Origin of the sequence: endosymbiont of Riftia pachyptila (vent Ph05), from assembly GCF_000224455.1 — a bacterium.
Classification (GTDB): Bacteria; Pseudomonadota; Gammaproteobacteria; order Chromatiales; family Chromatiaceae; genus Endoriftia; species Endoriftia persephonae.
In genome coordinates this window covers 1-10,523 of sequence record NZ_AFOC01000105.1, presented here as the reverse complement: position 1 = coordinate 10,523, position 10,523 = coordinate 1, and the positions used below count along the sequence as shown (strand labels likewise).

At 61.2% G+C, this 10,523-nt stretch carries 11 protein-coding genes; 7 read left to right on the top strand and 4 right to left on the bottom strand.

Annotated elements, in window-relative coordinates; translation table 11 throughout:
* From bamC to RIFP1SYM_RS13915, 5 genes are all read left to right on the top strand, one after another.
* The coding region (gene bamC, locus RIFP1SYM_RS13935; protein ID WP_039960561.1) for an outer membrane protein assembly factor BamC at positions 1-794 on the top strand (794 nt) is incomplete at its 5' end.
* 22 nt (positions 795-816) lie between these two features.
* Complete coding sequence (locus tag RIFP1SYM_RS13930; RefSeq protein WP_005965878.1) at positions 817-1,590, top strand: MBL fold metallo-hydrolase; 774 nt, start codon at positions 817-819, stop codon at positions 1,588-1,590.
* Between the two features lie 190 nt (positions 1,591-1,780).
* The gene (locus RIFP1SYM_RS13925) at positions 1,781-3,049 is read left to right on the top strand and encodes an NAD(P)/FAD-dependent oxidoreductase (RefSeq protein ID WP_039960560.1); all 1,269 of its coding nucleotides are present in this window, start codon (positions 1,781-1,783) and stop codon (positions 3,047-3,049) included.
* A gap of 130 nt (positions 3,050-3,179) precedes the next feature.
* Entirely contained in the window at positions 3,180-4,406 is a 1,227-nt protein-coding gene (gene ispG / locus RIFP1SYM_RS13920) for a flavodoxin-dependent (E)-4-hydroxy-3-methylbut-2-enyl-diphosphate synthase (protein ID WP_005965876.1), read from the top strand.
* Between the two features lie 151 nt (positions 4,407-4,557).
* Positions 4,558-5,052 carry a GlcG/HbpS family heme-binding protein gene (locus tag RIFP1SYM_RS13915; RefSeq protein WP_006475318.1) on the top strand — a complete coding sequence of 165 codons (495 nt, stop codon included), beginning with the start codon at positions 4,558-4,560 and terminating at the stop codon, positions 5,050-5,052.
* Between the two features lie 8 nt (positions 5,053-5,060).
* Here RIFP1SYM_RS13915 and RIFP1SYM_RS13910 read toward each other — a convergent pair whose 3' ends face one another.
* The 4 genes from RIFP1SYM_RS13910 to RIFP1SYM_RS13895 all read right to left on the bottom strand — a co-directional run bounded on the left by RIFP1SYM_RS13910 (position 5,061) and on the right by RIFP1SYM_RS13895 (position 8,147).
* Positions 5,061-5,444, bottom strand: a complete 384-nt coding sequence (locus RIFP1SYM_RS13910) for a NifB/NifX family molybdenum-iron cluster-binding protein (protein ID WP_005965874.1) — start codon at positions 5,442-5,444, stop codon at positions 5,061-5,063.
* Positions 5,441-5,863, bottom strand: coding sequence for a DUF6858 family protein (locus tag RIFP1SYM_RS13905; protein WP_006475317.1), 423 nt, complete (start codon positions 5,861-5,863; stop codon positions 5,441-5,443). Before RIFP1SYM_RS13905 ends, RIFP1SYM_RS13910 begins: the two co-directional genes overlap by 4 nt.
* Before the next feature lie 133 nt (positions 5,864-5,996).
* Positions 5,997-6,704: a Crp/Fnr family transcriptional regulator gene (locus RIFP1SYM_RS13900; RefSeq protein ID WP_005965871.1), complete on the bottom strand. Its 708-nt coding sequence runs from the start codon at positions 6,702-6,704 to the stop codon at positions 5,997-5,999.
* A gap of 93 nt (positions 6,705-6,797) precedes the next feature.
* Entirely contained in the window at positions 6,798-8,147 is a 1,350-nt protein-coding gene (locus RIFP1SYM_RS13895; protein ID WP_005965869.1) for a TrpB-like pyridoxal phosphate-dependent enzyme, read from the bottom strand.
* A 127-nt stretch (positions 8,148-8,274) separates the two neighbouring features.
* Between RIFP1SYM_RS13895 and uup the strand changes: the two genes are divergently transcribed.
* Positions 8,275-10,170, top strand: coding sequence for an ATP-binding cassette ATPase Uup (uup, locus tag RIFP1SYM_RS13890; protein ID WP_006475316.1), 1,896 nt, complete (start codon positions 8,275-8,277; stop codon positions 10,168-10,170).
* An 88-nt stretch (positions 10,171-10,258) separates the two neighbouring features.
* Positions 10,259-10,523 (top strand): hypothetical protein (locus RIFP1SYM_RS13885; protein ID WP_039960558.1); only part of this gene is annotated, 265 nt, incomplete at its 3' end.

The following is a 10,523-nucleotide window of genomic DNA, read 5'->3' as shown; positions in this document are numbered from 1 at the left end:
TCTGGCCGCTGGCGGTGGAGTTCTGGCGCCAGGCCGGCCTGCTGCTGGTGGAGCAGGATCCCACCGTCGGCATTATGCAGACCGACTGGCTGGAGAGTCGTGCCGATATCAAACAGGGATTTCTTACCGAGCTGTTTCGCAAGGCGTTCGACAGTGTCTACTCGTCGGCCACTCGCGATCAGTTCCGGGTGCGCCTCGAGCCGGGCGAGCAGGCGGGTACCACAGAGCTCTATCTGACCCATCGGGGCATGGAGGAGCATCTGAAAGAGAACCCCGGCGGTGACTCTGATACCACCTTTTGGACGCCGCGTCCCAGCGAGCCGGGCATCGAGGTGGAGATGTTGCGCCGGATGATGATCTTCATGGGCGCCGAGCAGCAGGCCACTGAGCGGATGCTGGCGCAGCCGCAGCAGCGCAAGATGCGTTCCCAGATGGTGAAGCGCGATGGCTATGCTGCGCTGCGCATCAACGAGGGTTTTGCTCGCGCCTGGCGTTTGGTGGGGATGGCACTCGACCGGGTCGGTTTTGCGGTAGAGGATCGCAACCGCTCGGAAGGGGTCTATTTTGTGCGCTACAATGACCCGGACAAGGCTGCTGGCCAGGAGAAGGGCTTCTTCTCCAAGCTTGCCTTCTGGACAGACGACGAGCAGATCGACACCAATAATCAGTACCGGGTCAGACTGGATCAGCAGGCTGAGGTGACTCTGGTCAGTGTGGAGAATGAGGCGGGTCAGCCCGAATCTTCCACCACTTCGCAACGCATCCTGACTCTGCTACACGAGCAGATTCGCTAGATCGTGATACGGGAATAGCGCGTTGCGCTTCGCCTCCCTCGGCAGCGGCAGTCGCGGCAACGCCCTGTTGGTCGATAGCGGTGGCGTGCGGGTTCTGCTGGACTGCGGTTTCCCCGCAACGGAGGTTGAACGCCGTCTGCAGCGTCTGGGGGTGGAGGCCGGGAGTATCGATGCCATCATCGTTACCCATGAGCATGGTGACCATCTGCGTGGGGTTGGACCGCTCGCCCGCCGCCATGAGATCCCAGTCTGGATGACGGAAGGCACCCGCAGCCTGGCGCAGGCACGTTGTGGTGAACTGCCGGAGGTGCATGCCATTGACAGCCACTGCAGCCGCTTTTGCATCGGCGATCTCAGCATCGAACCCTTCCCGATACCGCACGATGCCCGGGAGCCTTGCCAGTTCGTGTTCCAGAAAGGGGGGCTCCGCCTTGGGGTGGTGACCGATGCCGGCTGTATCACGCCACATATCGAGGAGCGTATCGCGGCCTGCGATGCGCTGGTGCTGGAGTTCAATCACGATACCGAGATGCTGGCCAACGGTCCCTATCCCGCCTCGTTGCAGGCGCGGGTCGGGGGCAATCTGGGCCATCTCAACAATGAGCAGTCGGCGGCGCTGCTGAGAAAACTCGATTGCGGGCGCATTCGCCATCTGTTGTTGGCCCATCTGAGTGAAAAAAATAACACGCCCGAGCAGGTGACTGCCGCCGTGGCGCGCAGTGCAGAGACTCTACTCGAGCGTGCTGTGGTTGCACGGCAGTCTGAGGTGGCTGGTTGGTTTGATCTCGAAGGCTAGCCTTATTTGTTATATTAATTCATTCTAAATTATTGAAAATCCTTTGATTTTCAGTTGGTTGAGTGTATTGTTTCGGCTGTTTTGATTTAATAGTGGCCCCACAAAAATATAGGGGGCTTTCCAGGTAGTAGCCGCCGCTTGACGGCGGGCCATGACGAATACAAGACCAAAGAGGTCAGAGGAGTTTTCTATGGCACATGTTGTAGTGTTGGGTGCCGGGACCGGTGGTATGCCGTGCGCTTATGAGTTGCGTGCTGAATTGGGCCGGGAACATGAGGTGACGATGATCAACGAACGGGAGTACTTCCAGTTCGTACCCTCTAATCCCTGGTTGGCAGTCGGCTGGCGAGATCGTTCCCACATCACCTTCGATATTCGCCCCCACCTGGAGCGCAAGGGGATCAACTTCATTGCCAAGCGGGTCGACAAGATCGACGCCGAAGGCAACAAGCTGGAATTGGATGACGGCGAGACCATCGAGTATGACTACCTGGTGATCGCCACCGGCCCGCGTCTCGCGTTTGAAGAGGTAGAGGGCTCTGGTCCGGAAGGCCACACCCAGTCGATTTGCACCGTGAATCACGCGGAGAAGGCGTTTGACGCCTACAAGGACCTGCTCGACGAACCGGGGCCAGTGATCATCGGCGCGATGCCCTTCGCCAGCTGCTTTGGTCCCGCCTACGAGTTCTCCTTCATCATGGATTCGGATCTGCGCAAGCGTAAGATGCGCGACAAAGTTCCGATGACCTACGTCACTTCCGAGCCCTATATCGGTCACCTCGGCCTGGGTGGCGTGGGCGACTCCAAGGGGTTTCTCGAGAGTGATTTCCGTGCCCACCACATCAACTGGATCACCAATGCCAAGGTGATCAAGGTGGAGGCCGGCAAGATGTTTGTCGAGCAGTACGACGACTCCGGCCATAAAATCAAAGAGCATGAGTTGGAGTTCAAATACTCCATGATGCTGCCCGCCTTCAAGGGCGTGGATGCGGTGGCCAATGTGGAGGGGCTGTGCAACCCGCGTGGTTTTGTCTTCGTCGACGACCACCAGTGCAACCCGACCTACAAGAATATCTACGCTGCCGGTGTCTGCATCGCCATCCCGCCGGTGGAGGCCACTGCGGTGCCAACCGGGGCGCCCAAGACCGGTTACATGATCGAGTCGATGGTGACCGCCATCGTGCACAACATTGCCGACGACCTGGCAGGCAAGGAGGGCACCACGCTCGCGACCTGGAATGCCATCTGCTTGGCTGACATGGGTGACACCGGCGCCGCCTTCGTCGCGTTGCCGCAGATCCCGCCGCGCAACGTCGCCTGGTTCAAGAAGGGCAAGTGGGTACACATGGCGAAGATCGCCTTCGAGAAGTACTTCATCCGCAAGATGAAAAAGGGCACCTCGGAGCCGATCTACGAGAAGTACATCCTCAAGATGCTCGGTATTGGCAAGCTGAAATAATAGGGGCGACGCCCTGCAATAGAGCCCGACCTTCTGGTCGGGCTTTTTTATTTGTGGGAGGTTCGTCCATAATGGCCCCTTTGCAGATTAAAGGGGCGGTTTTTCCGCCCCAAGTGATAATGGAGCGCGGATGAGCGGTAGGCAATTGCCTAGACATCCCACCCAGTCTGTCATGGTGGGTGGAATCAGGATGGGCGGCGCGGCGCCTGTGGTGGTGCAGTCGATGACCAACACCGACACGGCGGACGTGGCGGCAACAGTGGAGCAGGTGGTGCAATTGGCCCAGGCCGGCTCGGAGCTGGTGCGGCTGACGGTGAACAACGAGGCGGCGGCTGCCGCTATCCCACTAATCCGTGAAGGGCTGGCTCGGCAGGGGCTGGATGTGCCGTTGATCGGCGACTTCCACTTCAACGGCCACCGCCTGCTGGCAGATCATCCGGCCTGCGCCGAGGCGTTGGCCAAGTACCGTATCAACCCCGGTAATGTGGGCAGTGGCGACAGCAAGGACAGCCGCTTTGCCAGCATGATCGAGACCGCCTGCCGCTACCACAAACCGGTGCGCATCGGCGTCAACTGGGGCAGCCTTGATCAGACCCTGGTGGCGAAGATGATGGACGAAAATGCCCGCGCCAGCGAGCCGCTGGATGCCGAGGAGATGATCCATGAGATCATGGTTACCTCGGCCCTGGAGAGTGCCCGTCGGGCCCAAGAACTGGGCATGGCGGCGGATAAGATCGTACTTTCCTGCAAGATGAGCGGGGTGCAGGATCTGATCGCGGTCTACCGGCGGTTGGCGCAGCGCTGCGACTATGCGCTGCATCTGGGGCTGACCGAGGCGGGCATGGGCTCCAAGGGCATCGTGGCCTCCAGTGCCGCGCTTGCGGTGCTGCTGCAGGAGGGGATCGGTGACACCATTCGCATCTCCCTCACGCCGGAGCCGGGGGGCGCTCGTACCCAGGAGGTGGTGGTGGCCCAGGAACTGCTACAGTCGATGGGGCTGCGCGCCTTCACGCCGATGGTAGTGGCCTGCCCAGGCTGTGGTCGCACCACTAGTACCCTGTTCCAGCAGCTGGCTGGGGAGATCCAGTCCTATCTGCGCCAACAGATGCCGCTCTGGCGGCAGAGCCACCCCGGGGTGGAGAAGATGAGCGTGGCGGTGATGGGTTGTGTGGTCAACGGTCCGGGCGAGAGCAAACACGCCAATATCGGCATCAGCCTGCCGGGCACCGGCGAGAACCCTTCGGCACCGGTCTATGTGGATGGTGAAAAGCACAGCACTCTGAAAGGTGAAGATATTGCCGGACAGTTCAAGCAAATCCTGAATGAGTATGTGGAGCAGCGCTATCCGGCAGGATAGAACAGCTGCTGGATGGTCAGGTGTCCTTAACCTGCGGATGCTCCCTCTTAATCTCTTTTGAGTTGGTGTTTACCGCCATTTCAACAGGCGGGGTCTTTGGCTAAGGTAGGTGTTGACACTACAGCCAAAATGATGGAGGAGAAGGATGCAGATGATCAAACCTGCTCTGGTGCTTGGGTTGGGGGTGCTGGTTGCCCCGCCACTCACCGCCGAAGAGGAAGTCTCCCCCACGGTTGCGCTGAAACGGATGACCCTGGAGGTGGCCCAGCAGATCGCCCAGGGGGCGTTGCATGAGTGCCGTAGCAGAGGCATTCAGATCGGGGTTACGGTGGTGGATCGAAACGGCATCGTGCAGGTTACCCTGCGCGACACCATAGCGGCGCAGATCACTCTGCCGATCAGCCGCATGAAGGCGTTTACCGCGGCCAACTTCAATGCTGCCACCTCGGCGCTGCAGGATCGTGCCGATACCCCGATCGGCCGCATCGATGGTCTGGTAATGTCTGCTGGTGGTCTGCCGATCGAGGTGGGTGGGCAACTGTTGGGTGGTGTGGGGGTGAGTGGCGCACCCTCTGGGCTTACCGACGAAGCCTGTGCCAAGGCGGGGATCGACGTCGTTATCGATGATCTGGAGATGGCGCTCTAGCGCTGCAGTTACTCCTTCTTCAGGCTGACCTCAGGGCGCTGATGGTCATGTCCGTGGTCGTGCGGTTGCGGTGCTGGCAATGGTGTGCCGGTAAGCACACAACGCACGGCAGTCTGCGGATCGCTCTCGCTGGTGGGGATGACCCGCACCCCGTAGGAGCCGAGCCTTCTGATGAAACCCTCCCCACAGCCGCCGGTGATCAATACATCGACTGCAAAGATCGGGTGCTCGTCACCCCGGAATTCATGCATCGACATCGCCTTCGGCAGATCGAGGCGTTGCAGTTCCTCCACTTCTCCGTTCTCATCCTGACCAAAGATCAGAAAGCGGCGCGTCTTGCCGGCGTGGCCGGTGATGGTACGGAAGTTCTGGCTGGTGACAGCGATTTTCATGATGCTCTCATTGCGCAGGCCGGTTTAGGCCGTTTGATCAGGGAGTGTGCCCAGTGTTCCATGGCGGCGTTGACCACCGGCATAGGGGGTTCCATGAAGGTGATGATAAACCGATCCCCACTATCGCAGATGCCGATGGAGCGTGGGCGGATGGCGAGTGTCTCTGGTTCCTGCAGGGTCAGGCCGAAACAGAACACCAGATTGATCGCGGAGTGGATGCTGTCAGCTACCTGTCCCTCCGGCAACTCGCGGGTATGGGCGAAGTGATCAAAGGTGGCGATATAGCGGGCTGACGGGTGCGCCTCAATGTGCTCGCGCAGGTAGTCAGCAATCGCCTCTACCGATTGAAAAAGACATTCCTCCCGTTCGATCTCCAACAGAAAGATTGGGAATGTCTCTTCGATCAACTCCTGTCTCAAGGTGTGTTCTCCCGAAGGTTTGGGCAGGGGAGTGCCCGGGCGATTACACGCCAAGCGTCATGAAGGCCGGCGTACATAGGTTGAACTATGCGGGAATCTTAGGAGGGGGCACACAGTTGCGCATTGAAAATACTCAATCTTCGGCAATGCGCTGCAGATTGGGAACATCCAGCAGGAAGTGATTGCTGCGGCTTTCCACCAGTAGACTCCGGCGCTTGAACTCGGCAATGGTGCGGCTGGCGGTTTCGGTGGTAATGCCGAGCATCGCTCCCATATCCTCGCGAGCGAACAGTTCGCACTCGCTGCTCTCCATGTCGCTGACCAGCCGCAACAGCAGCCGCGCTACCCGTTGCTTAGCGGAGCCGGTGGAGAGCTCGGTAAGCCAGGCGTCGGCCTCGTTGAGGGCCCGCTGCCAGCGATTCAGCAGCTCGCGGTGGAGTGTCGGGTTCTCTTGGCTGAGATTGTCGACCACCTTGATCGGTAGGCTGCAGACCTCGGTCTCCTGCAGCACGATGGCATCGTGCTGATAGGGCTTGCCCAGCAGGCACTCCAGACCGGTGACATCGGTGGAGCGAATCAGACGCACAATGCGCTGGCTGCCGTCTGGCAGATACTGCACCAGTTTCAGCACCCCGGAGCGGATGGTGTACATGCGCTGTCCGGAGTCACCGCTGCGATAGAGCACCGCACCTACCGGCAAAGTGTACTGGTCGATCGGTTGGTGAATATGCTCGAAATCCCCCTCGTTAAGACCGGCAAACAGCACCGACTCACGCAGTGCACAGACGCGACAATCGGCCTGCCCATCCCAGGCATCTTTGAAGGTGACGTTTTTGACCATCTGGGCGGTTTCGCTTGGTTGTTTTGGAACTTCTGACCATAGCAGAAATCATCCGCAGGTGCCCCCGTCGCGGTAATGACGGGGGCACAGGTTTCAGCCAACCTTGGGCAGATGGGCGAGGGACTCTTTGATCGCCGCCTCTGGATAGTCGAAATCCTCCAGCTCGCCAGCAAAGTAGCGGTCGTAGGAACTCATATCGAAGTGGCCGTGGCCGGAGAGGTTGAACAGCAGGGTCTTCGTTTCGCCACTCTCGGTGCAGCGTTTCGCCTCGCGGATGACGGCAGCGATGGCGTGGCACGACTCCGGTGCGGGGACTATGCCTTGGGTCTTGGCGAACAGCACTCCCGCCTCGAAGGTCTCCAGCTGCGGCACCGCCCAGGCATCGACCAGCCCCTCATTGTGCAGCTGGCTGACCAGCGCCGAGTCGCCGTGGTAGCGCAGCCCGCCGGCGTGGATGCCGGGGGGCATGAAATCGTGGCCCAAGGTGTACATCTTCAGCAGCGGGGTGAGGCCGATGGCGTCGCCGAAGTCATAGGCGTAGACCCCCTTGGTGAGGGTTGGGCAGGAGGTGGGCTCTACCGCCACCAGCTGCACCGCCTTGCCGGCGGCCTTGTCGGCGAAGAAGGGGAAGGCGATGCCGCCGAAGTTGGAGCCACCGCCGCAGGGGGCGAAGATCATATCCGGGTAGTCGCCGACCAGCTCCAGCTGCTTTTTCGCTTCCTCACCGATGATGGTCTGGTGCAGCAGCACATGATTGAGCACCGAGCCGAGGGCGTAGTTGGTGTCATCACGGCCGGCGGCCAGCTCCACCGCTTCGGAGATGGCGATGCCCAGGGAGCCGTCGGAGTCGGGGTGGGCGGTGAGGATCTGCCGGCCGGCGTTGGTGCGGTCGGTGGGGCTGGCGAAGACTTTGGCGCCCCAGGTCTGCATCATCGAGCGGCGATAGGGTTTCTGGCCATAGCTCACCTTCACCATGTAAACCTCCACCTCGAGATCGAACAGCTGCCCCGCCAGCGCCAGCGAGCAGCCCCACTGGCCGGCGCCGGTCTCGGTAGTGAGGCGTTTGATGCCCTCCATCTTGTTATAGTAGGCCTGGGCGACGGCGGTGTTGGGTTTGTGCGAGCCGGCCGGGCTCACCGCCTCGTTTTTGAAGTAGATCTTTGCCGGGGTGCCGAGCGCCTGCTCAAGTCTGTTAGCGCGATAGAGCGGCGAGGGGCGCCATAGCCTGAGCGCCTCGCGCACCTCCTCGGGGATCGGGATCCAGCGCTCGGCGCTCATCTCCTGTTCGATGATCGCGTTGGGAAAGATCGCGGCCAGTGCGTCGGGTCCCACCGGCTGGCCGTCAGGCCCGAGTGGCGGCGTCGGTGGATTAGGCATGTCTGCCACCACGTTGTACCAATGGGTTGGCATCTCGGCCTCTTTCAGCAGGATCTTGGTCTTCATTTTTTTGGCTTCCTGATTGCGTCAGTGGATGGGGTAGAAGAGTGTTCTTTTGCGGTATCTCTGTGTACCCTCCCCACGGCATAATCACACATCGACCCCATTCGTCCAACGGAAAATCGAGCAACAGATGGCATTGATCAATCTACGCGGCATACAGGTGAGTTTCGGCGGCCCGCCGCTGCTCGACGGCATCGACCTGAGCATCGACAAGGGCGAGCGCATCTGTCTGCTCGGGCGCAACGGTGCCGGCAAGTCGACCCTGATGAAGCTAATCCTCGGTGAGCTGCAGGCGGACGACGGTGAGCGGGTGGTTAATGCCGGGGTGCGCATCGCACGGCTGATCCAGGAGGTACCCGCGGGCACTCAGGGCAGTGTGTTCGAGGTGGTGGCCGATGGCGCCGGTGATCTGGCCGGGACACTCAAACGCTACCACCAGCTCAGCCATCAGCTCGCCGAGAGCGCTGACGAATCGCTGCTGGAGCGGCTCGCCCAGGTCCAGCACGAGCTGGAGGCGGCGGATGGCTGGCAGCTGGAGCAGCGTGTCGAGACGGTGATCTCGCGCCTCTCGCTGGACCCGGATGTCGAGTTCACGGCGCTCTCCGGTGGCCTCAAGCGGCGCGTGCTGCTGGCCCAGGCACTGGTCAACGAGCCCGATCTGCTGCTGCTCGACGAGCCCACCAACCACCTCGATATCGAATCGATCGCCTGGCTGGAGGAGTTCCTGCTCGGCTACCGTGGCGCGCTGCTCTTCATCACCCATGACCGCGCCTTCCTGCGCCATCTGGCGACCCGCATCCTGGAACTTGACCGGGGCCGCCTCGGCGACTGGCCCGGCGACTACGACAACTTCCTGCGCCGCAAGCAGGAGCAGCTCAACGCCGAGGCGCTGGAGAACGCCCGCTTCGACAAGAAGCTGGCCCAGGAAGAGGTCTGGATCCGCCAGGGCATCAAGGCCCGGCGCACCCGCAACGAGGGGCGCGTGCGTGCCTTGAAGGCGATGCGTGAGGAGCGCGGCCAGCGCCGCGAGCAGGGAGGCAAGGTACGCATGCAGCTGCAGCAGGCGGAGCGCTCCGGCAAGCTGGTGGTGGAGGCGCAGGGGGTCAGCTACGCCTGGGACAGCACACCGGTGATCCGCGACTTCTCCTGCACCATCCTGCGTGGCGATCGCATCGGCATCGTTGGCCCCAACGGCGCCGGCAAGAGCACCCTGCTCAATTTGCTGCTCGGCAGGCTGCAGCCCGACCAGGGCCGCGTTGAGCTGGGTACCAATCTGGAGGTCGCCTACTTCGATCAGCTGCGTGATGCCCTCGACGAGAACCAGACGGTGCAGGATAATGTCGGCGGTGGCCGTGACCAGGTCACGGTCAATGGCAAGCCGAAACACATCATCTCCTACCTGCAGGACTTCCTGTTCAGCCCGGAGCGTGCCCGCGGCCCGATCAAGGCGCTCTCCGGCGGCGAGCGCAACCGCCTGCTGCTGGCGAAGATCTTCCTCACGCCGGCCAATGTGCTGGTGCTTGACGAGCCTACCAACGACCTCGATGTCGAGACCCTGGAGCTGCTCGAGGAGCTGCTGCTCGACTACCAGGGCACCCTGCTGCTGGTCAGTCACGACCGGGACTTTCTCGACCACGCGGTCACCAGCTGCCTGGTGTTCGAGGGCGATGGCCGGGTTGGTGACTATGTGGGCGGTTACAGTGACTGGGAGCGGATGCACAAACAGGCGCTGCAGAAATCAGCACCAGCTCCCGCAAAACTGGCTAAGCCCGCAGCCCGTGCCGCGAAAAAAGCGTCCGTTAAACTGAGCTACAAAGACCAGCGTGAACTGGACGAACTGCCTGCCCGCATTGAGGTGCTGGAGGCCAGCCTGGAACAGATCCAGACCCGCATGGCCGATCCCACCTTCTATCAGCAGGGCAGCGATGAGGTCGCGGTGGTACAGCAGCAGATGCAGTCCACCGAAGCGGAGTTGGAGACGGCCTACGCCCGCTGGGAGGAGTTGGAGGCAAAGCGGGAGGGGTGATTTTGCCTGCGCGACTAAAGAAATCCCGCCATCCAGCCGCCGGCTATCACAGAGACAAAGCAAGCGGAGCAAGCGCATGAGAGTAGTGATGCCAGGTTTGATCCTCTCCCTCTCCCTGCTCACAGGAGGGCCGCTCTATGCCGGCGCCGCCTGCGTGGTAGCGAAAGAGCTGGGTAACTCGTTGGCCATCGAATTGGTGGCGGGGCCGAACGAGACGGTCTCCAGTGCCACCGACAAGGGCATAGAGCGTCTGCGCAAGAAGGGCTTCCACAAGAAGTACCAGGATCCCCACGCCCAGGCCATCAGCGACCTGAAACACGCCTACGCCGTGGTGATCAAGACCCAATACAAAA